Origin of the sequence: Chitinophaga caseinilytica, from assembly GCF_038396765.1 — a bacterium.
Classification (GTDB): domain Bacteria; phylum Bacteroidota; class Bacteroidia; order Chitinophagales; family Chitinophagaceae; genus Chitinophaga; species Chitinophaga caseinilytica.
The window spans coordinates 2499469-2525989 of the sequence record NZ_CP150096.1 but is presented as its reverse complement, the minus strand read 5'-3'; the positions used below and the strand labels follow the sequence as shown (position 1 = coordinate 2525989).

General features: G+C 54.3%; 23 protein-coding genes. 7 read left to right on the top strand and 16 right to left on the bottom strand.

The genetic code is table 11. The features are described 5' to 3' along the window. Window positions 1-8: 8 nt before the first annotated feature. Window positions 9-1700, bottom strand: a complete 1692-nt coding sequence (locus WJU22_RS10575) for a putative porin (RefSeq protein ID WP_341843207.1) — start codon at window positions 1698-1700, stop codon at window positions 9-11. A gap of 341 nt (window positions 1701-2041) precedes the next feature. Then, window positions 2042-2854 carry a purine-nucleoside phosphorylase gene (locus WJU22_RS10570; RefSeq protein WP_341843206.1) on the bottom strand — a complete coding sequence of 271 codons (813 nt, stop codon included), beginning with the start codon at window positions 2852-2854 and terminating at the stop codon, window positions 2042-2044. A gap of 116 nt (window positions 2855-2970) precedes the next feature. On the opposite strand from WJU22_RS10570, the gene sucC reads away from it, so the two are divergent. The 3 genes from sucC (at window position 2971) to WJU22_RS10555 (ending at window position 6161) form a co-directional block, all read left to right on the top strand. After that, complete coding sequence (gene sucC, locus WJU22_RS10565; RefSeq protein ID WP_126245409.1) at window positions 2971-4182, top strand: ADP-forming succinate--CoA ligase subunit beta; 1212 nt, start codon at window positions 2971-2973, stop codon at window positions 4180-4182. Window positions 4183-4618: 436 nt separating this feature from the next. Then, window positions 4619-5623, top strand: coding sequence for a DUF4407 domain-containing protein (locus WJU22_RS10560; protein ID WP_341843205.1), 1005 nt, complete (start codon window positions 4619-4621; stop codon window positions 5621-5623). A gap of 127 nt (window positions 5624-5750) precedes the next feature. Continuing rightward, window positions 5751-6161 (top strand): OsmC family protein, encoded by a 411-nt coding sequence (locus WJU22_RS10555; protein WP_341843204.1) that lies wholly within the window; start codon window positions 5751-5753, stop codon window positions 6159-6161. A gap of 479 nt (window positions 6162-6640) precedes the next feature. Here WJU22_RS10555 and WJU22_RS10550 read toward each other — a convergent pair whose 3' ends face one another. The 5 genes from WJU22_RS10550 to WJU22_RS10530 are packed head-to-tail and all read right to left on the bottom strand — an operon-like array spanning window position 6641 to window position 8747. Continuing rightward, window positions 6641-7261, bottom strand: a complete 621-nt coding sequence (locus WJU22_RS10550; RefSeq protein WP_341843203.1) for a SprT-like domain-containing protein — start codon at window positions 7259-7261, stop codon at window positions 6641-6643. Between the two features lie 3 nt (window positions 7262-7264). After that, window positions 7265-7663: a hypothetical protein gene (locus WJU22_RS10545; RefSeq protein WP_341843202.1), complete on the bottom strand. Its 399-nt coding sequence runs from the start codon at window positions 7661-7663 to the stop codon at window positions 7265-7267. Further along, a complete protein-coding gene (locus WJU22_RS10540) occupies window positions 7653-7886 on the bottom strand; it encodes an AtpZ/AtpI family protein (protein WP_341843201.1) in 234 nt (77 codons plus the stop codon). The genes WJU22_RS10545 and WJU22_RS10540 overlap by 11 nt, the downstream gene beginning before the upstream one ends. Then, on the bottom strand, window positions 7843-8298 hold the full coding sequence (locus WJU22_RS10535) for a polymer-forming cytoskeletal protein (protein ID WP_341843200.1): 456 nt from the start codon (window positions 8296-8298) through the stop codon (window positions 7843-7845). Before WJU22_RS10535 ends, WJU22_RS10540 begins: the two co-directional genes overlap by 44 nt. Window positions 8299-8351: 53 nt before the next feature. Further along, entirely contained in the window at window positions 8352-8747 is a 396-nt protein-coding gene (locus tag WJU22_RS10530) for a hypothetical protein (RefSeq protein WP_341843199.1), read from the bottom strand. Between the two features lie 355 nt (window positions 8748-9102). On the opposite strand from WJU22_RS10530, the gene WJU22_RS10525 reads away from it, so the two are divergent. Continuing rightward, on the top strand, window positions 9103-11958 hold the full coding sequence (locus WJU22_RS10525; RefSeq protein ID WP_341843198.1) for a tetratricopeptide repeat protein: 2856 nt from the start codon (window positions 9103-9105) through the stop codon (window positions 11956-11958). 101 nt (window positions 11959-12059) lie between these two features. After that, a complete protein-coding gene (locus tag WJU22_RS10520) occupies window positions 12060-14504 on the top strand; it encodes a transglycosylase domain-containing protein (RefSeq protein ID WP_341843197.1) in 2445 nt (814 codons plus the stop codon). 211 nt (window positions 14505-14715) lie between these two features. Here WJU22_RS10520 and WJU22_RS10515 read toward each other — a convergent pair whose 3' ends face one another. From WJU22_RS10515 to WJU22_RS10490, 6 genes are all read right to left on the bottom strand, one after another. Next, window positions 14716-14988, bottom strand: a complete 273-nt coding sequence (locus WJU22_RS10515) for a hypothetical protein (protein ID WP_341843196.1) — start codon at window positions 14986-14988, stop codon at window positions 14716-14718. Continuing rightward, a complete protein-coding gene (locus WJU22_RS10510; RefSeq protein WP_341843195.1) occupies window positions 14972-15454 on the bottom strand; it encodes a Panacea domain-containing protein in 483 nt (160 codons plus the stop codon). The genes WJU22_RS10515 and WJU22_RS10510 overlap by 17 nt, the downstream gene beginning before the upstream one ends. An 18-nt stretch (window positions 15455-15472) precedes the next feature. Next, window positions 15473-15862: a hypothetical protein gene (locus WJU22_RS10505; protein WP_341843194.1), complete on the bottom strand. Its 390-nt coding sequence runs from the start codon at window positions 15860-15862 to the stop codon at window positions 15473-15475. Between the two features lie 186 nt (window positions 15863-16048). After that, the gene (locus WJU22_RS10500; protein ID WP_341843193.1) at window positions 16049-16972 is read right to left on the bottom strand and encodes a M20/M25/M40 family metallo-hydrolase; all 924 of its coding nucleotides are present in this window, start codon (window positions 16970-16972) and stop codon (window positions 16049-16051) included. Window positions 16973-17031: 59 nt separating this feature from the next. After that, the gene (gene yidC, locus WJU22_RS10495; RefSeq protein ID WP_341843192.1) at window positions 17032-18882 is read right to left on the bottom strand and encodes a membrane protein insertase YidC; all 1851 of its coding nucleotides are present in this window, start codon (window positions 18880-18882) and stop codon (window positions 17032-17034) included. 119 nt (window positions 18883-19001) lie between these two features. Then, entirely contained in the window at window positions 19002-20657 is a 1656-nt protein-coding gene (locus WJU22_RS10490; protein WP_341843191.1) for a CTP synthase, read from the bottom strand. A 292-nt stretch (window positions 20658-20949) separates the two neighbouring features. Between WJU22_RS10490 and WJU22_RS10485 the strand changes: the two genes are divergently transcribed. After that, window positions 20950-21480 (top strand): acyl-CoA thioesterase, encoded by a 531-nt coding sequence (locus WJU22_RS10485; protein ID WP_341843190.1) that lies wholly within the window; start codon window positions 20950-20952, stop codon window positions 21478-21480. Between the two features lie 162 nt (window positions 21481-21642). On the opposite strand, the gene WJU22_RS10480 is transcribed toward WJU22_RS10485, so the two are convergent. Genes WJU22_RS10480 through WJU22_RS10470 form a run of 3 tightly spaced genes read right to left on the bottom strand, consistent with a single transcriptional unit; the run spans window position 21643 to window position 25167 of the window. Further along, window positions 21643-22227, bottom strand: coding sequence for a bifunctional precorrin-2 dehydrogenase/sirohydrochlorin ferrochelatase (locus WJU22_RS10480; protein WP_341843189.1), 585 nt, complete (start codon window positions 22225-22227; stop codon window positions 21643-21645). A gap of 17 nt (window positions 22228-22244) precedes the next feature. Beyond that, entirely contained in the window at window positions 22245-23021 is a 777-nt protein-coding gene (gene cobA / locus WJU22_RS10475; protein WP_341843188.1) for a uroporphyrinogen-III C-methyltransferase, read from the bottom strand. Between the two features lie 28 nt (window positions 23022-23049). Then, window positions 23050-25167 (bottom strand): nitrite reductase, encoded by a 2118-nt coding sequence (locus WJU22_RS10470; RefSeq protein WP_341843187.1) that lies wholly within the window; start codon window positions 25165-25167, stop codon window positions 23050-23052. 609 nt (window positions 25168-25776) lie between these two features. Here WJU22_RS10470 and hxpB point away from each other — a divergent pair. Beyond that, complete coding sequence (gene hxpB, locus WJU22_RS10465; protein ID WP_341843186.1) at window positions 25777-26436, top strand: hexitol phosphatase HxpB; 660 nt, start codon at window positions 25777-25779, stop codon at window positions 26434-26436. The last annotated feature ends 85 nt before the right edge of the window (window positions 26437-26521 follow it).

Sequence of the window (26521 nt, the reverse complement as noted above, 5' to 3'; positions counted from 1 at the left end):
AACGGGCATCAGTTCACGAACCACCAGCGCAGGCCCACCCGGATCCCGAAATTGTTCGCGGGGTACAGGGGCGATACGAAGTTATTGTCCCACACCAGGGAGTTCAGGTTTTCGCCGCGCACGTAGGCCGACAAAGACTTGATCCTGAAATGTACGAAAGCCGCCACTTCGGGTTTGTTGTTGATCTGCAGTACGTCCTGGTAGAAGAACTGGCTGAGCATGGGAGAATAATCGTCCGCATAATACGGCGTGTTATATTTCCCTTCGAGACCGGTGTAAAGGTTCAGGTTTTTGAAGAGCTTGGCCGTGTAGGCAACGCGCAGGCGGGCCCAAACGGTGGGCAACTGCACGGGCGCCGTTCCTGCGATCTGCTGGAAGGCCGCGTCTCCGTCAAAGGTAAATCCGCCTACATCGAACCTTTTGTACGCCACGAGCTGGAGGAGGTTGAACAAACCGCTGCTCTGCGCGCTTTCCGTAAAGCTTTTGAAATAGGTGTAGTTGGTGTAGAGGAAATAATTGGCGGTGAGGCTGTATTTGAGTTTCTTGTTATCGGCCCGCACCTGGATCTGGGTGATGTTTTCCTTGTTGAGATCGTTGTTCGTCCAGATTTGTTTGTTGCGGGTGCCGAAATAGCGGTAAACGTAAGAGGGCTCGCGGTTGACGTTGGAGGCCATGAGGCTGATGCGGCCCAGTGTTTCGTTGAGATGGCTGCTGAGGCGGCCGGAAACGGCATAGTCGCCCGCGTTCTCGCCGATGGGGTACAGGTCTCCCTTGGCCTGGATGTCCCATTTCTGATTCCGCGTTTTGTTACGGTATTCGCCATGGAGGCGGAGGTTGGTGAAGGAGACTTCGTTGAACGAGCGGACGGCCAGGGAGGTGTCGAACTGCCCTTTGATCATTTCGAAAGCCGCGCCTACGCGGATGAAGTGCGCCTGGTTCCCGCGCATGGGGAACTGCATGAGCGAAATATCGTTGCTGAAGATCCGCCAGCGGTGCCGCGTCCGGATCGTATCGGGATTGTTCAGGGGGATGTTCAGGTTGTAAAAGGTGCGGTAGTACAGGGAATCCGGTTCGGCGTCCTGGTAGCGGTAAGTGTTTTCGGTGTAGGTGAGGGTGTGCTCTACGCGGAAAACGGGGTCGAATTTGTAATATTCGGTGGTATCGTTCACATGTACCGTATCGCCATGGCCCCAGTCGTATTGCTGGCGCACGAGGATGCTCGCTTCCTGGTTATAGCTTTTTACGGGGATATTGGTGTTGAGGAGGCCGCCGAGGCGCGGATTGTTGCCGCCGAGGCGTACGGGAATGAGCCGCGGATCGGAGTATTCCGGGTCCTTGAGATCGGCATTGTTTTGCAGCCCGCCGTTTTCGCCGCCATTGATCTTGTTGAGGTAATAGCTGAAGTAAAGGTGATAGCGTTTGTCCTGGCTGTTGTAATTGGCCGTTACATTATAATTATCGTGGTTGGTGGCCTGGTTCTGGAAAAACCCGGGGCTGTTGATTTTCCGGTATTGGAACGAGAAGTTGAATTTCTCGCCGCGGTTCTGGGTGTGTTGCAGGTTGATCATCTGCTCCTGTTTGGCGCCGATGAGGTACCACAGCTCCGAGAAAGGCCGGTTGGTGTTATAGAATTTGGCGTTCTGGTGGTTGAAGCCGTAAACGTCGTACGAATGGAACCCTGCGTCGAACCCGGGGGCCATGCGGGGGAAAAAACGAGGTTGCGGGCGGCGTTGCCATTGTTGCCGAGGGTCATGTAGGTGGCGGGGAAGCCGAGGTAATTCAGCGAGAAATCCGCGATGGAAGAGTCGATCATGAAATCGGTGGGCTCGTCGAGGAACCGGTAGCGGAGCGTGAGCGTATCGGGCTCATGGTCGTGCTTGGTAGTGTCCCGCTGCATGGAAGTATTGCCGCCGCCCCCGCCGCGCATGGGCAGGCGGCCGGTGTTGAACTGTGCCCTGAGGGCGGTGCCGGTGCAAACCAGCAGGAGGAAAAGGATCGAGAATTGCCTCATCGGGATGATTCGTGTAAGGTCCGGCATATGCTACAATTGCCGGGCCAATTCGCTGAAAATATAAGTTAAATGCGGCTCCGCTGCTTTAGCGGCTGCCAGTACCTCTTCGTGGGTGATGACGTTTTCTTCTTCACGGATGCCGAGGTCGGTGATGACGCTCATGGCGAAAACGCGCAGTCCGCTGTGGGCGGCTACGATGACTTCCGGAACGGTGCTCATGCCCACGGCGTCTCCGCCGATGATGTGCATGAATTTATATTCGGCCCGTGTTTCGAACGTGGGGCCCTGCACGCCAACGTATACGCCTTCATGCAAATGAATCCCTTTTCCCGCGGCGATTTCCTTCGCTTTGGCGATGAGCGCTTTGCTGTAGGGCTCGCTCATGTCGGGGAACCGGGGGCCGAGGGCGGCGTTGTTGGGGCCGCGGAGCGGATGTTCGGGCTGGAGGTTGATGTGATCGGTGATGATCATGAGATCGCCGACCCGGAATTTGGCGTTCATGCCGCCGGCCGCGTTGGAGATGAGGAGGGTCTCGATGCCGAGGGCCTTCATCACCCGAACGGGGAAAGTGACCTGCTGCATGGAAAGGCCTTCATAATAATGGTACCTCCCCGCCATGGCCACCACAGGCTTGCCGGCGAGCTTCCCCAGGATGAGCCGGCCCGAATGCCCCTCCACCGTTGCCGGCGGGAAATGGGGGATCTGGTCGTAAGGGATCTCCACCCGGTCGGTGATCTCCCCCGCCAGGTTCCCCAGGCCGCTGCCCAGTATGATGCCCACCGCAGGACGCCCGGGAGCGAACTGCTGAATATAGGCCTTCGATTCGTTGATCTGTTCCAGCATTTGCGGATTTTGTGCCCGGCAAAGTTAATTGTTCGTGGCATATCATCCATCCCATCCAAAGAAATCCCCGGATTAAAACATAAAATGCCTAAATTAGCGGCCAAATTTGTATTCCGATGAATTTACACGAGTACCAGGCTAAAGAACTGCTGAAAAAATACAACGTACCGGTACAGGAAGGTATCCCGGTTGACACGCCCGAAGCTGCCGCCGAGGCTTACAAGCAACTGAAGGTGCAGTTTGGAAACGAGTTCGCCGTAGTAAAGGCGCAAATACACGCGGGCGGGCGCGGTAAAGGCAAGATCCGTGGCACCGAACAACGCGGCGTAGCCGTTGGTAAAAACGCGGAAGATGTAAAAACCATCGCCGGAAACATCCTCGGTGGCACCCTCGTAACCATCCAGACCGGCGAAGCCGGCAAGGTTGTCAATAAAGTACTGGTAGCCCAGGACGTTTACTATCCCGGCGCCAATCCCATCAAAGAATTCTACCTCTCCATCCTCCTCGACCGTGCAACCGGTCAGAACGTGATCATGTACTCCACCGAAGGAGGCATGGACATCGAGGAAGTGGCCCATAACACGCCCGACAAAATTTTCAAGGAGTGGGTATACCCCGGCGGCAAACTCGAAGCCTTCCAGGCCCGCAAGATCGCCTTCAACTTCGGCCTCTCCGGCGAAGCGTTCAAAAACATGGTGAAATTCGTGACCAACCTCTATAACGGATACGTTGGGCTCGACGCCGCCATGCTCGAGATCAACCCGCTGTTCAAAACGAGCGACGAGAAAATCATCGCCGTAGACTGCAAACTGAACCTCGACGACAACGCCCTCATCCGCCACCCGGAACTCGTTGCCCTGCGCGACATTACCGAAGAAGACCCCACCGAAGTGGAAGCCGGCAAACACAACCTCAACTTCGTGAAACTCGACGGTAACGTAGGTTGCATGGTGAACGGCGCAGGCCTTGCCATGGCTACCATGGACATGATCAAGCTGTCTGGTGGCGAGCCCGCCAACTTCCTGGACGTAGGCGGCACCGCCAACGCGCAAACCGTTGAAGCCGGTTTCCGCATCATCCTGAAAGACCCGAAAGTAAAAGCGATCCTCATCAACATCTTCGGTGGTATCGTTCGTTGCGACCGTGTTGCCCAGGGTGTGATCGACGCTTACAAATCCATCGGCACCATCGAAGTGCCCATCATCGTGCGTCTCCAGGGCACCAACGCTGCCGAAGCGAAAGCCCTCATCGAGGAAAGCGGCCTGAAAGTTCAATCCGCCATTCTGCTCAGCGAAGCAGCTGCACTCGTAAACAAAGCCGTTAGCTAAGCTATCGCCTTCATATTTTTCCGGAAAGGACGGTCTTATTGGCCGTCCTTTTTCGTTATAGGCCGGCATCCGCCCGCTGGCCCGGCCGCCGTTGTGTCACTCCCTTCAACAGCCGTGCGCCGCCCGGCGATGCTTCTTATCCACCCATCCCCTCCAACAAAGTCCACCTTCAAAATCCGCCTTGCCATCAAAACCGGCAAACGCCCCCGCGATCCCTCCAAACAATCCGCCCTTCCCCATCGACCACCTGCCTTCAAACCCGGCGATGCATCTTTTCCACCGATCCCTCCAAACAATCCGCCCCTCCCACCATCGACCGCCTGGCATCGATCCCCGCCGCCCGCGGTAAATTTGCGGTGCGGGCAAAAAAATTGCCTATTTTTGACTTCCATCCTTCTTATCAAAAACATGACGGCTTACCTGAAAACGAAACAGCATGTTACGTATCCGTCATTTCTTCCTCATCTGCTCGGGCGCACACCTGCCCCTGCTCCGCCGCGCACCTGCCGAAACCAATAAGTACGCCGGCATAGGGGCTACTATTTTCTTTACCGGACTGTTTGCCGCCATCGCCGCAGGGTATGCGCTGTGGACCGTTTTCCGCAACCCCTGGGCCGCCGTCGGGTTCGCTTTGCTGTGGGGGCTCATGATCTTTAACCTCGACCGCTACATCGTGTCGAGCCTCAAGAAGCGCGACCGCTTCGGCAAAGAGCTATGGATGGCCGTTCCGCGCCTCCTCCTCGCCGTGATGATCGCCGTGGTGATCTCCAAACCCCTGGAACTGAAAATCTTCGAACGGGAAATCCTCGCCGAGCTCACCCTCATGGAACAGGAACAGCGCCAGGCGGAAGACTCCCTCGTCCGCGGTGCCTTCACTTCCCGCAAAGCCGAACTCGCCACCCGGATGAATGCCCTCCAGTCCCAAATCTCCGTGCAAACCACGCGGGTAGACACGCTCCAGCTGCGCGCCCAGCAGGAAGCCGACGGCACCGGCGGATCCCGCGTCAAGAACCTCGGCCCCATCTATAAAGCCAAGAAAGCCGATGCCGACAGCGCCACCGCGGCCCTGCAATCCCTCCAGGCACAACGTGCATCCCTCACAGGGGAAATCCAGGCGGAAGACGATTCCCTCGCCGCGCGCCTCACCGCCCTGGAACGCCACAAACCCGACGGGATGGCCTCCCGGCTGGAAGCACTGGGCCGCATCACCGGGAAAAGCGCCCCCATCCAATGGGCCAACTGGTTCATCATGCTGCTGTTCATTGCCCTGGAAACCGCTCCCGTGCTCGTGAAGCTCATCTCGCCCCGCGGGCCTTACGACGATCTGCTCGACCAGCACGAATTCGCCTTCGCCATGCACCGGAAAGAAAAGAAAGCCATCCTGGAAATGCAGACAGACGCGCGGATCCGGAAAGCGGAAGAAGAAACGGCATATGTGTGAGCTGGGGGTTGAAATCCCCGGCTGACGACGCATCGCGCAGGAGACTTTACCAGGCGGCCCAAAACCGGTGCATGCGTACACCTTCCAATTTGGGAATCATCCGAACATTGCGTACATTAAACATACTATGCAGGTACATCTCAAAACCATCCACGAAACGAGTGCAGCGGCAGGCTGGGCGGGCCCCCGCAGCCTGGTGATAGACCGGACGCCGCGCGCGGGAGGCCTGGGCATCGGGTTCAGCGGGGAAGAATTATTCATGATGTCTATCGCCGCAAGCGTGTGCAACAGCCTTTACCACGAAGCCGCCGCCCGCGGGATCGCCGTGGCGCATGTGGAGATCATCGTCAATGGCGACTGGAGCGGCGAGCCCGCACAGGCCCGGAACATCCGGTACGATATCCGTGTGGAATCTTCCGCGCCGCGGCAAGACGTCGAAGCCCTCATCCGCAGCGTCGATCAATCGGCCGATATTCCGAATTCACTGCGCGTCGGCACTGCCGTTAAACTCAATTCGATCGACATACTGAAGGCGTGAGTAATCCATAATGTATGATGGCCCGGCGGCTCCCGCTGCCGGAGGATTTTTATTTTATCCTGTTATAATCCCTTACCTGTTACCAAATGAGTACCTGGAGACGAAAGGCCATCGAGTGCCTTCCCGCGAAGCGGACATCCATCGCATCCGAAAATTCCATAAATGTCGTGTTTAGCATTCTGCTGGAAGGCGTTGTACAGGCGCATCGGGAAAACGATGCCGTTACCCTCAGAAAATGTTATGATTTTGCGGCCTGATGCCATTGCCAGCAGGATAATGCGCTATGGAACGCTGCAGACGTAAGCTTTTACCGGCATCTTCCCTCCAGAAGTGAAACGCGGGATTCAATGCCGCTGTGGGTAGCGAAAGGCATCTACCTGGAGGTACGCGACCTGCTCCTCGCCTTCCATGGCGCGGAAATCATTCAGGAGCTCGACAAATCTTATCAAAAGTAGCACGAAGCTGCGCATGGCGTTTCACTACTCGCTCACCAGCTCCACTTCGTACACCGGGCTGAAGAGATACACCCTTTTCGTTTCGATTTCTTCGCAGCGGATGCGTTTGCGGATTTTTTCGCCGCGGCTGAACACGCGGCCATCTTTGGTCCTGAAGAGCTGGCCGATGGGAAGTTGCTCTACGAGGTAATGATTTTCCTTCTTGCGATCGTACCGCATGAGGACGCGCATCAGTTCCTCGTCGGAGCAGGAAGTGGCGCCGGGGTTGTGAAGGCTTTTACGGACGGCGGTTTCCACGTCGATCGGGAGATAACCTTTCCCGATGAATTCTTTGAGGATCTTACCGTATTCGTTCTTCCACTCGCGGCCATGGGCCTGCACGCTGTGGCTATAATTATTAAAGGTGGTGAGATGCGCGATCTCGTGGAGGAGCGTGAGTAAAAAAGCGTATTTATTAAGGCCGCCGTTAATACTGATGCGATGGCCTTTCCCCTGGAAGGGATGGCGATAGTCGCCCAGTACGCTCTGGCGCTCACGGGTGATGGTGAGATGGACTTTATACTCGGTGATATAGGCGATTACCTGCTCGAAAGTGCCATCCGGCAGGTATGCGGCCAATGCATGTAGAGGATGTTCTTGCTTCAACGGCTACTGATGTTTCTTCTGCCGGAGGCTGGCGCGGAACAGCTGCCAGGTTTCCAGCACGGTATACACGAGGTAAAAGAACAGCAGGATGAAGATGGTGGCTTTGCTGACATGGTCTCGGGTAACGAACACGTACACGCCGATGCCCGCCACGCAGAGCATCAGTTTGCTCAGCGTGGAGGCATAAACGGAACGAACGAAAACGTTCGGATTTTCGGCCGCAAGTCCTTTACGGCAAAGGGAATAGCTGACGAGGGCGATGAGGGCCAGAACGATGTTGCCGGCTACGAGAACGGGGAAATCGACCCCGAGGGCCGCGAGCCATCCGTTCTCCAACGTAAACAACAAACCCGTGATTGCCGCGACCACTGCCGCCAGCCAGAAGATAAATTTATCGGTCATGCCTGCTGGTATCTTTTACAATTTGCCACAAAAGTAGGGCTAAAGCGAGTAAAGAAAAAATGATCATAAACAACGGAAAACCGATGTTGACCTTTTTATCCAGCAGGTGACCCAGCCATACGGCCACGCCGAGGGTGGCCATCATTTGGAAGGCCAGTCCGGCGTACCTGAGCAGCAGGTTAGACGGCTTCTGTTTCTTCTTCCTGGACGATGGGTCTTCCATGTTTTACGTCTGCGGTGATTTCGGCCCCGGTGCGCGCCGGCGGTGCGTCTGCAGGGTCCATATAGCAACGGCCGTTGAATTTCACGGTCGGTTCCATTTCGAAATGCGCGGTATAAATATCGCCTTTGATGTAGGCGTTGCCTTTCAGGAACAACAGGTCGTCTACCTTGATGATCCCGGTCACTTTACCCAGGATGTCCGCACTCTGGCAGATCAGGTCTCCCAGGATCTCCCCTTCCGGTCCTACCACGATTTTCGCTTTGGTAGAAACCAGGCCCGTAACCTGTCCATCAATACGGATATCCCCTTCACACACGATGTCTCCCTGGATAGTGGTTCCGTTGCCAATAAGGTTGATGTTGGAGGAAGGCATAATGCTCTTGCCTTCACTTTTCTTACTTTGGTTAAACATAGGTCAGAAGGTTTTTCTTTTAATAAAGATGGTGTAAGATAGTGAAAAAATATTTAATAAGTACTGTTTTCGACTTTCGGGACTTTCAGCATATTGGTATCGAGCTGGATGTTGCCGCCGATGACGTTCTTCAGGTTCTGCAGGTAGCGGTCGCGGGTGGAGATCGCGCGTTCCAGGGAATCCGTCCGCATTTTCAGCTGCAGGAACTCCTTTCGCTGCTTGAGATCGCCGTATCCGGGGATGTAATACCGCAGGGGCGTAAACACCACCGTTGCCACCGTGATGGCCACCAGCAGCACGAACAGGGTGCTGAGCGCTACGTATACGCTCATGCGCGACAGGCGGAAGGCGGTCACCTCCTCATAGGTATCGTCGTTCATGATCACCAACCGGTATTTATGGTTCAACCGGTCGAGGCTTCTGCCCTTATTTTTGTCTTCAGTAGCCATATTTCTGCAAAAATGTAAAGATTGAAGTTTTTACCGAAATATCCATCAAAAATTCATAATTTGTAAATACGATTCCGGATTTGCCCCAAGTTAGCCCTAATACGCGCAGTCCGAAAAAAATTATCCTATCTTTAAAATATTTTTTCCCAAATAAAAGTTAATAAAGAAGTTATTACCGACCTGGCTTTACATGCATTGTTCTAATATATCTCTATTACGTGCCGGTGTGGTGGGAGGAATGTTCTTTTTCGCCGCAACCGCAACGGTTTTAGGGCAGGATAAACCTGCCAATCAGCCCCCGGCCAGGCCCGAGAAGCCCCTTAAGGTGGAAGACCGGCGCCCCCCGTCAGAAAAGATGGCCTCAAAACCATATTCCTTCACCCGCAGGGTGGTGCAAAACACCGTGACCCGGTATAACTACTATTACCACGCCAAACTCAAGCTGGAAAAGGTACTGACCGGTATCAACAAGCAGCGGCAGGACAATTACAACGTTTACCTGCCCTTCTACCCCTTCACCGTCGACAAGCTCAACCTCGATGTCAACGAGCTGGACTCCGTGGTCCAGAAAGCCTCGGTAGCCGTCCAGATCCACGACCCGCGCGGGCGTTGGATAGACGACAGTTACCTGCTCATCGGGAAGGCATATTATTACAAAGGCGAATGGGAAGCCGCCGCCAATACTTTCCAGTTCATCAACACCACATTCGCCCCGAAAAAGAAATCGGATTACAACGCCGTGGTGGGCAGCAGCCAGAACGACCTCCTGTCTATCTCCAGCCGCGAAAAGGAAAAGACCTGGTACGCCCGGCAATTCCGGCATACCAGTGCCCGTAACGACGCTTTCCTCTGGCAGGCGCGCACGCTCATAGAACAGAACAAGCACGACGAAGCCCAGTCGCTCCTCAATATCCTCGAAACCGATCCCTATTTCCCCCGCCGCCTCGACGGCCAGCTCGCCGAGCTCCAGGCCTGGAAATTCTATAAACAGGGACAATACGCCGAAACGATAGAACCGCTGCGCTTGGCGCTGAAAAAAGGCCACAGCGGCCGCGACCAGAAGGCGCGGATGTACTACATCCTGGGCCAGCTGTACGTTTCGCAGAACAAATACGATTCGGCCATGACGGCTTTCCGCGAAGTGATCGCCGCCAAATCGGACGCCACCATCGATTTCAACGCCCGCGTCCAGATCGCCAAAGCCAATACCAAAGTGAACGGCGGCAGCCTGGAAGAAAGCATCGCCGCACTGCAAAGCATGCTGCGCAAAGAACGTTTTATCCCCTTCCGCGACGCGATCTATTACAACATGGCATCGCTGTGCGCCAATGAAGATCCGGAACGTGCGATCGATTTTCTGAACAAATCACTGCGGGTTGAAAGCGCCAACATGCTCCAGAAAACACTGACGTTCAAGGGCATGGCGGATATTTACTATTTCCGGAAAGATTACCGCAATGCACAGCGGTATTACGACAGCACCGCGTCTATCATGGGCCCGGATTTCCATGATGCGGAACTCGTGAACGCCCGCAAGGAAACCCTGGGCGCCGTGGCCGAAAAAGTGCAAACCATCCGCGACGAAGACAGCCTGCAACAAATCGCCAGTCTGCCTCCCGCGATGCGCGATACCCTGCTGGCCAAACAGGTAGCTGCCCTCAAAGCGGCGAAAAACCCGCCACCAACCGAAGGCGGCAAAAAAGGCGGAAACGGTACCGCACAGGCGCCTCCCTCCTTCACGGCCAACAACAACTACAACAATCCATCATTCGGGCCCGCCAACGAAGGCGGCGAATGGTATTTCTATAACCAGAGCAATAAGTCGACCGGCTTCAGCGAATTCCGCAGGCGCTGGGGCAACCGCGCCCTGGGCGATAACTGGCGCCGCAGCCAGCAATCCGGCGCCCTGCTCGCCAATAACAACGCCCCGACGCCTCCGCAACCGGAGGTGAATGAGGGGAATAATGCCGCCCCGTCGATCGCCGATCTGCCGGCAGACAGTATCAACGTCTCCCTGCTGGCCAACCAGTTACCCGATACGCCCGAGAAACTGGAAGCATCGCGCGGGCGCCAGCAGGAAGCATATTTCGACCTCGGCAAGCTCTATAACGACAAACTCGATGATACCCGCGAGGGCATCCTCACTTACGATACGCTCCTGTCCCGCTTCCCGGAACATCCCCGCAAGGTGGAAGTGCTGTACAGCCTGTACGCCTGGCATAACAAACTGAACCACAACGAACTGGCAGCCAAGTACAAGAACCAGGTGCTCACGCAGTTCCCGGGGACCCAATACGCCAGCATCCTCACCTACGGCGCGCTCAGCCCCCAGGACAAGGAAAAGAACAAAGCCGCCGAAAACATTTATGAATCCGCTTACAACGCGTTCCGCCAGGGGAATTACGACACGGTGTTCGTGCTCCGTAAATTCTCCGACTCCACGGTAGGATTCAGTCCCGTTCAGGCCAAATTCGACCTTCTGGAAGCCATGGCGATCATCAAGACCCGGCCGGAAGACGAAGGCAAAGCCGCCATCGCGTCTGTGATCACGAAATATCCCGGCGAAGAGGGTATCCTGAACCAGGCCAAGGCCATCCAGGAGGCATTGGAGCGCCGCCAGCAGGTGACCGACTACCTGACCCAGCTGGAAATCCAGCGGGACAGCAGCAGCACGGCACAAGTAGACGAAAACATCCGCATCCGCTATCCCTGGCAGACGCCTGCGCCCAACCTGCCGGATTCCCTGGCATTGAAGGCCAAAGCCGATTCCGTAGCAGCTGCGGCCAACGTTCCGCCTCCGCCGCCGCCTAAACCGGTTACACCGTACCAGCTGGGCGACGAAAAGACAGCCATTCCGCACTTTGTGGTGATCCATTTCGACCGGGTGTCGAAAGTGCTGATCGACGAAGCCGTGGCCCAGTTCTCCAAATACAACAGTGAGAAACACGCTTCCGAACAGCTGCAAACAAGCATGTACGCACTGACGCCGAATGAGATCATGGTGATCGTGCGGCTGTTCCCCGATGAAAACAAGGCACTTACGTATTTCGATGAAGTGAGCCGGGTGGCGAGTGAAACGATCATTCCGCGGATCCGTCCTACCGACTACCGCCTGTTCATCATTTCCCGCGAAAACTTCATCCTGTTAAATAATACCAAAGACCTGGAAGGCTATCGCAAATTCTTCGGGAACAACTACATAACGGAATAATATTTGCAAGACAAACAAGTATGCTATGCCGCCCGGCCTATGAAACGCAGGGGAAAAAGCATAATATTGCACTAAACAGACTGTTTCACACTTTTTAACATATGAAAAAATCCGTAAAAATATTATGGGTGACCTTCGGATGCGGGGTGGCTTTATTCCTCATCCTCCTCCTGCTGATCAATCTCCGCATCATCGGACATATGCCCAGCATGGAAGAACTGGAAAACCCGCGGACGGCCCTCGCCTCTGAAGTGATCGCGGAAGACGGGACCATCATGGGTAAATACCTCCAGGTAGACCGGTCCAACGTAGACTACAAGGATATTTCCCCCAATGTATTCAATGCCCTCCTGGCAACGGAAGACCGTAACTTTTACAGTCACTCCGGCATCGACGCCAAGGCAACGGCGGCGATCCCTTTTTACCTGTTGATCGGCAAAAAGCGTGGTTCCTCGACCATCACCCAACAGCTGGCGCTGAACCTGCAGCAGGACGGCGAGGGCAAGACCCGTGCCCGCAACCTGGTGGTGCGTTCTTTCCAGAAACTTTCCGAATGGGTAATCGCTATCAAGCTGGAGCGTAACCTTACGAAAAAAGAGATCATCACGCTGTACCTCAACACTGTGGCTTTCGGCGATAATGTGTACGGTATCGAGAACGGTGCGCGTACCTTTTTCAGCAAAGACCCCGCAAGGCTTTCCATCGAGGAAGCGGCCACGCTGGTGGGCATGCTGAAAGGTTCCACCCAATACAATCCCCGCCGTAATCCCGTGCTGGCGCTCAACCGCCGCAATACGGTGATCGACAACATGGTGAGCGAAGGATATATTACCAGCGCAGACGGTGCCGCAGCAAAAGGCCGGCCCATCGTGCTCCGCTACAACAAGCTCGACCACAACAAAGGCCTGGCTCCCTACTTCCGCGAAGTACTGCGCAGCGAACTGAAGGCCTGGTGCAAGGAACACAAGAAACCCGACGGCACGGAATACAACCTGTACCGCGACGGTCTCAAAATCTACACCACCATCAATCCCCGCATGCAACTGTATGCCGAAGAAGCGGTGGCGCACCACCTGAAAGACCTGCAGAAATCTTTCCAGCAACAGGCCAACATCAAATCCGGCAAAGTGTGGACAGGCAACATCGCCTCCCGCGACCTGCAGAACTTCATCAAGGATACCGACCGGTATCGCAGCATGAAGGAAGAAGAAGCCACCGACGAAGAGATCGAAAAGGCTTTCAATACGCCTGTTAAAATGAAAGCCTTCAGCTGGAGGAGCTATACCAACACCGACCAGAACGAGATCGACACGGTGATGACACCGCTCGACTCCATCAAATACCACCGCGCCATCCTGCAATCCGGTTTCATGGCCATGGACCCGGAAAGCGGGGAGATCAAGGCTTGGGTGGGCGGCCCGGATTTCCGGTATTTCAAGAACGACCACGTATTCAAGACCACCCGCCAGGTGGGCTCTACGTTCAAACCGTTCCTTTACCTGTTCGCGCTCATGAACGGGTTCAACCCGAACACCATGCTGCCGAACGAGCCCGTGACCATCGGTAACTGGACGCTTACCCGCAACTCCGAAGGCAGCGTGGGCGGCTCCATTTCCATGGCCGGCGCGCTGGCAAAATCGCTCAACCTCGTGAGCGCCTACCTCATCAAGCAATTCGGTGCCAAGGCATTCGCCAATTTCGCAAACGACAAGATCGGGTTCCAATCCACCAAGATCGAACCGTATCCCTCCATCGCATTGGGGGTTTCCACGATCTCCCTGTTCGATATGCTCCGGGCCTACACGATGTTCCCCGCCCGCGGCGTGATCACTACACCGATCTACATCACCCGTATCGAAGACCGCTTCGGCAACATTCTCGAAACTTATGTTCCCGAGAAAAAGGAAGTGATCAGCGAGATCGATTCGTACACCATGGTCAAAATGATGGAAGGCGTTACCGCTCCCGGTGGTACGGGCGCGAGATTGCGCTTCCGATACAATATTCCCGGCGAAGTAGCGGGTAAAACCGGTACCACCAACGACAACACCGATGGCTGGTTCCTGGGCTACACCCCGCAACTGCTGGCAGGCGCATGGGTGGGTTGCGACAACAACTACCTCCGCTTCAGCAGCACCGCACTCGGCCAGGGCGCCAACACCGGCCTGCCCATCTTCGCCCTCTTCATGCAGAAAGTGTATGCAGACAAAACCCTCGGCATCGATCCGGCTTCTAAATTCCCCATCCCGCCGAATATGCGCAATGATCTCTATTTCAATTACGAGAACAACGTGCAACCTGGCGCAGAAGCCGAAGATGTAGGCAACGGTGGCGCAAGTGATTATGAAAGCGTCGACGTTGGCGCATACGGCGAACCCGTAGAACAACCGAAGGAAGCGCCCAGGGAAACTCCGAAAGAACAAAAGGAACAGAAAGAACCGAAAGACCCGAAGGAAACGCCGAAACCGCCGAAACGCGACGAGCCGCAACCCGCAGGTCAACAACCGAAAGCCCAGCTCCCTCCGAAACCAAAAACCAATAACTAACGATAATCCAAGAGCGTGTACCAACAATACACGCTCTTTTTTTATGAACAGATACGGTGATTGCGGTCGAGCCAGCAGATGTGGAAGATGTTGCCTACACGACATCCATGAATCCGCCGCTTACCATCTACCCTTAACTCAAAAATGTCCAAATCCTTTTCCAGCCCTTCAATATACCCATTCAAAGGATACCTGCTTCTGTGAATCTTGGTCATTCCCAAGCCCGATTTATGAGCTCCTCCCCCGAATGGACCAGGTCTTTCCAATTGCGTCCTTTCAGTTTTTGAATAAACCGCCAGAAACACTTCATTTCCTGTTTTCCCCAATCAGAAAAACACTCAAACCTGTTTTGTAAAAAAGTTATTGAGACGTAAATATTGATTCCATCGCCCTGTAACGCGGCTGTTTTCACTTCCGGGACAAGACTATCAAGATTAACTGCAACGGATGAATCAACAGATCGCCCTTTACGGCTTTCCTTCATGTTGTAATTTTGAATAATAATTCTTCATTGATTCCTGTGTAATTTCCTGGTGGCAATGCATGAGGGAAGGAGTATGCCTTCTTGCCATTCGCCAAGGCAATTCCTTTTTGGAGAGTGCTTCAAGAAACCATGCAGAATGTTCTCCATACTTAAAAAATATCTCCTCCAAAAAATCATCCAATTCAATTGGAAGCTTTTTATAGGGATGTTCCTTGCTAAACATCTTTTCGAATGGAATGCTATCCCTGTAAGCATTATCGAACCGTTCATAAACGGCAGGAATGGTAGGGCCATGCATCCAGGCCTCGATCTTGTCATTGAATAACGGCTTATCAAACTTAACCAGGTACCAGGCCTGTGAATAATAAATCAACTTCTGCAATTTCATGGGCGATATTGTATCACCCGAATTGGTTTCCAGGCTCGCCAGAAACCAACTGGCAATTTGATTCGCAGTGTACATCATGTTTTCTATTTTAATGGTTTAGTTTTTCGAAACGCCTCCATGACAATGCATCATATCACCAATCACATCGCTCAGCCCAAGCACCTCCTCCTCGAAAGCATCCGCTTCGGGCGCGAGGGACCGTAACAACGGCGACCGCCGGATATCCCTGCATATGATCCTCGACATGCGCACACAAGGCCAGATGTCCTGCAAGGTATCGCGCGCCATTTCCTCCGTAAACCGGAAAAAATCACTCGCGATCCCGTTCGCCAGCATTACCGTCAACCGCGTCATCTCCCGCAAATCGTCGCCGATATGCAGCAACAGGTCCAGATGCTCGTCCGACCCCGGCACTACACTACGCTCCAACCGCAGATAGCTGGAAAATACTTTGTGGAACTTTTCCCAATCGATGGGCGTTAACATAACAATTCGTTTTTGGGTGATCGTATTGGAAGTACAAAATTAGATGGGCCAACGACCAGCACCTTCAAAAAACTCCGAGAATATCTCCGAAAAACGAAGAATATCTCAGTGAAACCGGGATTTACCCATAAAAAAAGTGCGCACCGGCCGCGGTGCGCACTTCCATCGAAATATATTTTTCCTCTTTTAATCCTGCGTCACATACGTCAGCCGGTCGAATTTCATGGCGTTGTCGATCAGTTGGATCGCGATTTTCAATATCCCCGCCTCCGCATTCGCATCTACTTTCGGCGCGTCGTCGGTAGGTTTGTGATAATCGTCGTGCCCGCCGGTATGCAGGAACAACACCGGCACCCCGGCTATATAGAAACTGTGGTGATCGCTGCCGCCTTTCCCCGATCCATCGGTGAAGAATTTGATCCCTCCATCCTGCACGCCCTTGAAAATCTCGGGCCACTCCTTCGCGGTACCGTATCCGCCGATCCCCACGCCACGCTGCGCATTGTATCGCCCGATCATGTCCATATTCAACATGAACTGCACCTTGTTCAGCGAATCCAACGGGTAGCGCGTGTAATATTTCGACCCGTGCAGCCCCAATTCCTCACCGCCGAAAGCGATGAACACGAAATTGAACGGCTCTTTCACGTTATTTTGCTGATAATGCCGCGCCAGTTCCAGGAGCCCCGCCACGCCGGAAGCGTTATCATCCGCCCCGTTGTGTATCTCATTGGGATAGCGGCCGTTAAACAGCTCCCCATGCCCCAGATGGTCGTAATGCGCCCCGATGATCACCGTACGTGCGGCACCGTTATCTATGTACCCGATCACATTCTTGCTGTGCAGGTTGTAATGCTTCCCGCGGGCGAACACGAATTGCTGGAAGTATTGTCCACCCACGGCGGGCAGCAGCCCGATCTGCCGGAACTGCTTCTCCACATATCCCGCAGCCTTCTCCCCTCCCTTCGTTTCCGTTCCACGGCCTTTCAGTTTGTCGGACGCGAGATAGTTCACCGTTTCCCGTATGCGTTCCGGCGATGGCGTTGTTTCCTGTGCAAAGGCTGCGCCTGCCGCGGCCAGCCAAATCGTCAAAATCGCAATCTGCTTCATAGCGTCAAAAGTAAAAAAGGCCCCACATCCGTGGAGCCTTTTTGTGTTATCCGGTAAAATTATTTTTTGCGTGTTTTCTGCATTTCTGCCTGGCGCTTCTGCATCTCTTCCAGTTTTTCCGCCCATTTGGACTTGGACTGGGGTTTCGATTTGTTCGCCTGGATCTGTGCATGGATCTTGTCGTGGTTGATGATGAACGTCTGGATCACCCACTGCAGCGCGATCGAGATCACGTTACTGAGGAAGTAATAGTACGTGAGTGCCGCGGCCATGCCGTTGAAGATACCCAGCAGCATGATGGGGAACACGTACGGCATGTATTTCATCACCGGGTTGCTCTGGTCGGCCATGCCCCTGTTGTAGAACGCGAGAATAAGGCTCGTGATCGTCATCAGGATCGTGAACAGCGAAATATGATCGCCATACAGCGGGATGGTGAAACCGAAGTTATAGATGGAATCGTAGGTGCTGAGGTCGTTCGCCCACAGGAAGCTTTCCTGGCGCAGCTCGATGGAACTGGGGAAGAACGAGTACATCGCCACGAGGATCGGCAGCTGCAGCAGTGCGGGCAGACAGCCTCCCAGCGGGTTCACACCGGCGCTCTTGAACAGTTTCATCTGCTCCATACCGAAGGCCTGCTGATCGTCTTTGTAACGGGCGCGCAGCTCGTCCAGCTCGGGTTTCAGCACTTTCATCTTGGCGGCCGACACATAACTTTGGTAAGTGAACGGTGCGATGATGAGGCGGATGAAGATGGTCAGGAGGAGGATGATGAGGCCATAGTTGGAAGTCAAACCGCCAAGGAAATCGAACACGGGGATGATGATCCAGATGTTCACGTATTTCACGAAGGCGAAGATACCGGAGCCGAGGGGGATGATCTTCTGCAGCTCGATGTCCATCGACTTGAGGGTCTTGTACTTATTGGGACCGTAATACACTTCGATGGGGAAGCTGTAGTTGGCGGAACCGTTGAACGGAATGGCGAGGCTGCTCATCTGCTGGCCCACGATGTTGGCGCTTTCGGGCACCTTGCTGTGGAAGTCGGCGGATGCGAAGTTATCTTTCCTGGCGATGAGCGTGGTGTTGAAGAACTGCTGCTTGAAGCTTACCCATTGGAGGGGGCGGTCTACTTTCTTCTCGCTGCTGTTGGTCAGGGTGAAGTAGTCGTGGTCTTTGGCCGCGTCGCGCCAGTGGATCTGGTTGTTCAGACGCTCCTGTTGCATGCTGTGCTCCTGGAGGTCTGACTGGCTGTTCCACTGGAATTCCACGTTCTTGGTGCCGAGTATGCCCTGCATGCCTACGAGGTTGATCGTGTAATCGACCAGGTAGCTGTCGTTTTTCAGCATGTAGGTGTATTCGATGTATTGGCCCGGGTTGGTGGTGGGGAGGCGGTAACTGATGGATTGGCTGCCGTCTGGATGCTTTTCCACATTGCCGGGGGTAAAGAATACGTCTGCGGTGTTGAGCGATTGGTTATTGGCGAGGGGAACTTTGATGCCCTGGCGGTTGAAGGAACCTTCCTGGAGCATGAGGGGCTCGCCTGCGGAGGATTTGAATTCCAGCAGCTGGATTTGTTTGGGTTGACCGCCTTTGTTCGTGAAGGTGATCTTAACCAGTTTGTTTTCCAGCACGGTGGTGGCTTCAGCGCCGGTGGCCGCGAGGGTAAAGGGACCGTATTCGCTGCTGAGGCGGGCTGAATCTGCGCTGGTGATGCCGGTTGCTGCTGCTGTACTATCGCTGAGGGCAACGGTTTTAGCTTGTTGCTCTTTGGGCTTGTTCAGGTTGGCGATGGAATCCTGGCGGGCCTTTTCGATTCTTGCGTCCTGGGAGCTTTTCTGGTTCCACCAGATGTACCCCACGAGAAGGAGGCCCAGTAACACAAAACCAATGACCGAATTTCTATCCATGTCGAAAATTAAAATTTAAGGAGCAAAGGTAATATAAAGGCGGGTATGATGCATGATTTCTGCTAGCGGAAATGTTAAAGTCTTCCGCTAACAGAAATTCATCTCACATCAATATTTTTTTATTCATGTACTACTTTCTCTTCCTGCTGCTTAGCCTTTCCATTCTTGGATTCGGCATAGGTTTTGGCAGCGCCGATGAAGCTCACGAAGAGAGGGGCCGGGCTTTCCACGGTAGATTTCAGCTCGGGGTGGAATTGGCCGCCAACGAAGAAGGGATGGCCGGGCAGCTCGATCATTTCCACGAGGCCGGTTTCCGGGTTTTTACCGGAAGCAACCAGGCCTGCTTTTTCGAACTGGTCGAGGAAATCGTTATTGAATTCGTAGCGGTGGCGGTGGCGTTCTGAAATAGCGGTGGCGCCATTATAGATAGCGGAAGCCTGGGAACCGGGCTTCAGGTCGCACGCATAAGCGCCGAGGCGCATGGTACCGCCCATTTTGGTCACTTTTTTCTGTTCTTCCATGAGGTTGATCACCGGGTGTTGGGTTTCCGGGTTCATCTCGGTGGAATGCGCGTCTTTCAGGCCCATCACGTTACGGGCGTATTCTACTACGGCCATTTGCATGCCGAGGCAGATACCGAAGAACGGCAGGTTGTTTTCACGGGCGAACTGAATGGCCGTGATCTTGCCTTCGATGCCGCGGTGGCCGAAACCGGGGGCTACGAGAAGGCCGTCCAGGTTTTTCAGTTTTTCGCAGACATTATCGGGCGTAATATGTTCAGAGTGAATATTTTGTACGATCACCTTGCACTCGTTCACCGCACCTGCGTGGATGAATGATTCGAGGATGGATTTGTAAGCGTCCTGCAGCTCCACGTACTTGCCGATGAGGCCTATGGTCACTTTGGTTTTGGGATATTTCAGCTTGTCGAGGAATTCGCGCCATTTGGTGAGCTCGGGTTCCTTTTCGACGGGCAGGTTCAGTTTTTTGAGGGTGATGACGTCGAGTTTCTCGCGCATCATTTCGAGGGGCACTTCGTAAATGGTGGGTACGTCGTTCGCCTCGATCACCGCGTCTACCTGTACATTACAGAACAGGGCGATTTTCTTTTTCAGTTCGCGGTACATCGGCTCTTCGGTGCGGCAAACGATGATATCGGGATGCACGCCGTTTTCGCTCAGCAAACGTACAGAGTGCTGTGTAGGCTTGGTTTTCAGCTCCTTGGCCGCACGCAGGTACGGGATCAGGGTGAGGTGGATCACCAGGCAGTCTTCTTCGCCCAGTTCCCATTGCAACTGGCGAACCGCCTCCACGTAGGGCAGCGATTCGATGTCGCCCACGGTGCCGCCCAGCTCGGTGATGACGATATCATATTTACCGTCTTTCCCCAACAGGAGAATACGGCGTTTGATCTCATCGGTGATGTGTGGGATTACCTGAACGGTTTTACCGAGGTAAGCGCCTTCGCGCTCCTTGTTGATAACGGTCTGGTAAATGCGGCCGGTGGTAACGTTGTTGGCCTGTGTGGTGGGCGTGTTGAGGAAACGCTCGTAGTGCCCGAGGTCCAGGTCGGTTTCTGCGCCATCTTCAGTCACGTAGCACTCGCCGTGCTCGTAAGGGTTCAATGTTCCCGGATCCACATTGATATACGGATCGAATTTCTGAATTGTCACTTTAAAGCCGCGCGCCTGCAATAGTTTAGCGAGGGACGCAGCGATAATTCCTTTACCCAATGAGGAAGTAACACCTCCCGTAACGAAGATATATTTTGCCATAAAAACTAAGTTCCTGATTCTTTTACTTGACCAAAGCGGGAAGTGATGCCGGGACTGTAATGGTGGTATCCTGTCAAGTAATTTACTTCCGTAAGGTCATGCAAAGTTACACAAATTTGCTGCGCTCCCAAACCGAATTTTCCGGCGGCCGCTGAAAATCATCCGCAAACCCGCTACCACGGCCATTTTCAAAAATTTCCCGAGGAAAGTGCATTTCAAATGCCCTCCGGCGGCAGGCCACGGGAATTGTCGTTGCATTCCCGTAATTTTGCCCCCTGAAATTCGTTCCATTATGACCTTGATGCCTAAAAAGGCCCACGAATCCCTCGTTAATATGACCGAACTGGTGTTGCCCAACGATACCAACACTTTCGGCAATCTGATGGGGGGCCGCCTGATGTACTGGATGGACATTGCCGCCGCCCTGGCCTGCATGAAACACTGCGCCGCCCCGGTGGTAACCGCCTCCGTCGACAATATCTCCTTCGAAAATCCCATCAAACTGGGTAATGTGGTGCATATCGAAGCCATCGTCACCCGCGCTTTCACCACTTCCATCGAAGTGCATATGAAAGTCTGGGGAGAAGACCCGGTTTTACAATACCGTTACAAATCCAACGAAGCATTCATGACCTTCGTAGCCCTGGACCCCAACGGCAAATCACGCCCCGTTCCCCAGGTGATCGCCGAATCGGAAGAGGAGAAAAAACTCTACGAAGGCGCCCTTCGCCGCCGCCAGCTCCGCCTCATCCTCGGCGGCAAAATGAAACCGGCCGACGCCAACGAGCTGAAAGCCCTCTTCACCGAAGCAACGGAAGCATAGCTTTCAACAATGATATATGAGAAGGGCCGTCCTGGTGGACGGCCCTTCCTTTTGCCCAAACGGCAAATTTCGTGTATATAATTCCCATTTTATATGTTTCCCCGCATAAAAAAGGAGCGTGCCACCACGCTCCCTTCTATGTTGGATCTATCTAAGTATACGTCAATCCCGTTTGTTGACCAGCACGCTCGTCAACTCGTTCAGTTTCCGCACTTTTTCCGAAAAATCGCCTTTCAGCCGGTCGCGGATGGTGTGCAGGTGCTGTAAAATCGATTCCAGGCCTTCGGGGATCGCTTCGTTCAGCACTTCCTTCAGCCTTTTGGCGATGGTGGGCGATTTTCCGTTGGTACTGATAGCGATTTTCAAATTCCCTTTCTGGACCACCGAGCTGAGGTAAAAATCGCACAATGCCGGGGTATCGGCCACGTTGATGAGCACCTTCGCGGCTTTGGATTTTTCCCAGATGCAATAGTTCAATTCCCTGTCGGCCGTAGCGGCGATCACCAGGTCTTTCCCGAAAATATCCCCGCAGGAAAACGCTTTTTCCACCAGCGTCACGTTGGGAAAGCCTTCCACGATGCCCGCCATTTCGGGGGCAAACCAGGTAGCCACAACGGTTACCCGGGCGTTGGGACAATTGTTCAGGATCGCGCCCACTTTCTCGCAGCCCACATTCCCCCCGCCAACTACCAGTACCTGCAGTTGATCGAGTTTCAGGAAAATGGGAAAAAGATGGTTTTGTTCCATACCGACAAGTTAAAAAATTAAACGGCCAGTTTATAATCGTCTGCCAGTTTGGTTTGCAGTTCCTGGAACGCTTCGTGGAAACGTACCACTTCACCGATCACGATGATGGCGGGGTTGCGCAAACCTTGTCCTTCTGCGATGGCTACCAGGTCGGAAGCCACGCCCACCCCTACTTTCTGGTCGGGCAGCGTACCATTCTGGATGATGGCGGCAGGTACCTGTCCGCGGCCTTTCGCTTCGTAGATAGAGGCGATTTCCGCGAGTTTGCTCATGCCCATGAGGATCACTACCGTCGTATCTGCCTGGATGGCGAATTCGAGATCGCGGCTCAGTTTTCCGTCTTGCGTAGTGCCGGTGATCACCCAAAACCCTTCGCTGACGTTGCGTGCGGTCACGGGGATTTTGTTAACGCCCGGCACCGAAATGGCGCTCGAAATGCCGGGGATCACTTCGGTATCGATCCCGTACTGTTGTGCAGCGGCAATTTCTTCCTGGCCGCGGCCGAACACGAAGGAGTCCCCTCCTTTCAGCCGTACCACGCTACCGTAAGTGAGCGCATATTTCACGATCATGCGGTTGATTTCAGCCTGCGTGTATACGTGCATGCCAGCGCGCTTGCCTACGAAGCGTTTCAGGCAATTCTGCGGCGCATGGTCCAGCAGTTCGTTGTTCGACAGGGCATCGTACAGGATCACCCGGGCCTGTTGAATGGCCTTCAGCCCTTTCACGGTGATCAGTTCGGGATCGCCCGGGCCGGCGCCTACCAGTGTCACTTTCGGATGTAATGTTTGCATGATCGTGTTTTTTTGAATGGTGGTCTGATTAAGCATTGGCGGCGGCCGACTGGCGGGCAGCGCGGTATTGCTGCGCACGGTCGAAAAACGCTTTTGCCTGTTGGAAATATTGTTTGGCGAAGCTTTCTGTAGGCTCGTGCTGGTTGATTTGAAGTACCAGCGCGCGGAATGTCCCTTCCACGGGGAATTTCCCCGTTTCCACGAAATGCTTGTCGAAATCGTTCATAATACCGTGCTGCGTGTTGCAGTTCACGTTCTCGTCGAGCAGGATGCTCTTGGCCGTCTGGATGAGGCAGGCGTAGGAATGGTAAATCCCGTCGGCCCAGGCGTTGTTGGCGAACGACTGCGTAGCCCAGTCCAGTTTTTCTTCGGCTTCGAACAGCAGGGTGGCGATGAGATCGATCATCACGCCGGCGCATTCACCCACACCGATGGCGGTGGAGTAGTTTTCCGCCTGGCCCCAGTCTACGAAATCGCCGTCGCTGAGCGCCGTGAGATCGGCCAGGGGTTTGAGGAGCTCGTAGAAATATTTTTCGCCGTTGCGATCGTAATAGTCGTTGAACAGTTCGCCTTTCTGCGCGTTGGCCTCGTAGTTATGCAGGAGGGCGCGCAGCACATCGGGCCCTTTCCGGCTGGGCACTTTCAGCACCTTGTCGGATACACGGCCTTCGCCATCGCTCAGCACGCCGCCGCCGAGGAGCACCTGGAGGGCGGGGAGCACACGCCCGCCGCTTTTGAGCGAGGAGCCATGGAACCCGATATGGGCAAGACCGTGCTGGCCGCAGGAGTTCATGCAACCGGAGATCTTGATTTTGATATCGTTGTTATAGATAAGGTCGGGGAATTCGTCGCGGATGACGTCTTCCAGCGCTGCGGCGATGCCGGTGGAGCTGGAGATGGCCAGGTTGCAGGTGTCTGTGCCGGGGCAGGCGGTGATGTCGGCCACGGAGTCGAAGCCACCTTTCTGGAGCTCGTGTTCTTCGAGTACGCTGAACACGTATTCCAGGTGCTCGGGGCGGATGTATTTCAGGAGGAGGCCCTGGTTCACGGTTACGCGGACATCATCTGCCACAACGGCTTCCAGCTTTTCGATGAGGGAGCGGGAAGTGGTGGAGCTGATATTGCCCAGCGGAACGCGGATGTAGGCGCCAAAGAATCCTGCCTGTTTCTGTTCGAAGGTGTTGGTCCTTTTCCAGGCTTCGAAAGCTTTACGGTCGCGGATGGTGAAAGCGGGCAGTGCGGGGTTGGCCGCGGGAGGTGTTGTTTCCGCCCACGCGGCGTGGTCGATCGGGTAAGTCTTTACCTTGAGGGCTTTGTATTCTTCCTTGGCGAGGCGTTCGAATTCTTCGATCCCGATTTTCTGGATGAGGAATTTGAGCCGGGCTTTGTGGCGGGAAGATCTTTCGCCGTGGCGGTCGAACACGCGGAGGAGGCTTTCTATATATGGAACGAGCTGATCGGCTTCCAGGAATTCGAAAGTGGTTTTGGCGAGGTAGGGCTGTGCGCCGAGGCCGCCGCCTACGAGCACTTTGAACCCGCGGACTTCCTTACCGTCTACCACGCGGATTTTCGGGATCACGCCTACGTCGTGCATGAAGGTGAGGGCGGTGTCTTTTGTGCTGGAGGAGAACGCCATTTTAAATTTGCGGCCCATTTCCTGGCAGATGGGGTTGCGGAGGAAGTAGCGGAACGCGGCGTCTGCGTAGGGTGTAACATCGAAGGGCTCGTTGGGGTCGATGCCGGCGGTGTCAGACGCCGTGATGTTGCGGACGGTGTTGCCGCAGGCTTCGCGGATGGTGACATCGTCGAGTTCCAGTTTGGCCCAGAGTTCCGGGGTACGTTCCAGCGACACGAAGTGTATCTGGATATCTTGCCGGGTGGTGAGGTGCAGGTTACCGGTGGAGTATTCGTCGGAGATATCGGAGATGCGTTTCCATTGACGGAGCGTCATTTTGCCGTACGGGAGTTTGATACGGACCATCTGCACGCCTTGTTGCCGCTGGCCGTAGACGCCACGGGCGAGGCGGAGGGAGCGAAATTTATCGTCCGACATTTTGCCTTCGCGGTAGAGTCTGATCTTTTGTTCCAGTTCGATGATATCTTTTTCAACGATCGGATTTTCCAGTTCGGTTCTGAAACTTTGCATGATTAATGAGTTGCTCGTGATAAAATGGTATTCATAACATTGTGGTGGCAGCGCCTGAAAAGCAAAAGCCTCCTGAACATGGGAGGCTCCTGTAGTATTCTGTAAACAGATGTTCCTATGTAAGCGCCTCCACCCTAGTCTGTTGAGTTACCCCAACAGCGGCCGCACATGTGCATCATCGTCTTTTTCCTGATTTCATAACCCATATTCCTATAGATTTTGTAGAGTAATACAAAGGTAGCCGTCCACCCGGAGACCGCAAAACTTTTTTCATAAAAAGGCAGGGTGATTTTAGAAATTTTCTAAAACGGGGGTGGGCCGGCGGGATTTCTCCGGTGAGGCAGCCGTTGCGTCGCACCCTTCCACGGCGGGATAGCGGCGATCGGCGGCTTCCGGGCGTGGTGTACCCATGGTTATGGCCCATAACTATTATTTATCGGTTGGGGGGCGGAGGGGCTTCACCATATCAGCATCCGCCCCAACCAGGCACATCCTCACCAACCAATTAAATATCAATCACATGCGCCACACAACGTCTTGAAATTCATCCAATCCCTCCCTATTTCCCCGAAAACCGCGTACCTTTGCGGCGCAAAAAGACACATTTGTATGATCCAGACGGCGATTTTTGACATGGACGGCCTGCTTATCGACTCCGAGCCCCTCTGGGGTATCGCGATGCGGGAGGTATTCTCCACTGTAGGCGTTTCCCTTTCCCCCGAACTTACGCACCTCACCACCGGACTTCGCACCCGCGAAGTGGTGAGCTACTGGCATAATTACTTCGGGTGGGACACAAAGAGCCCTGAGCAAGTGAGCGACGAGATCATCGAAAGCGTGACCGCCAAGATACTCCGGAACGGACAAGCCATGGAAGGCCTCGGCTACATCCTGGACTTCTTTCGTTCCCGGAATTACCGCATTGGCCTGGCCTCCTCATCCCCCAGCCGCCTCATACAATCGGTGCTCGATCATCTCGACATCCGTCCTTACTTCGACGCCGTCTCCTCCGCAGAATTCGAACCCTACGGCAAACCGCACCCCGCAGTATATCTCGCCTGCGCGGAAGCACTGAACACTCACCCGCTCAACTGCCTGGCCTTCGAAGACTCGGTTACCGGCATGATTGCCGCGAAGGCCGCACGCATGAAAGTGGTCGTAGTTCCCGAAGCCCACAAGCGCACGGAGCCCCGCTTCGTACTGGCAGACATGCAGCTTCCATCCCTCCTCGCATTTGGCGAAGCGGAACTGGAGAAGCTTTCGTCCTGAGGCTGCGAGCGTAATTCTTCTAATTTTATATTGGCTGACATGCAACAACTGCTTGGTTCCGGCAGACATGCAACGCCCATCCCTC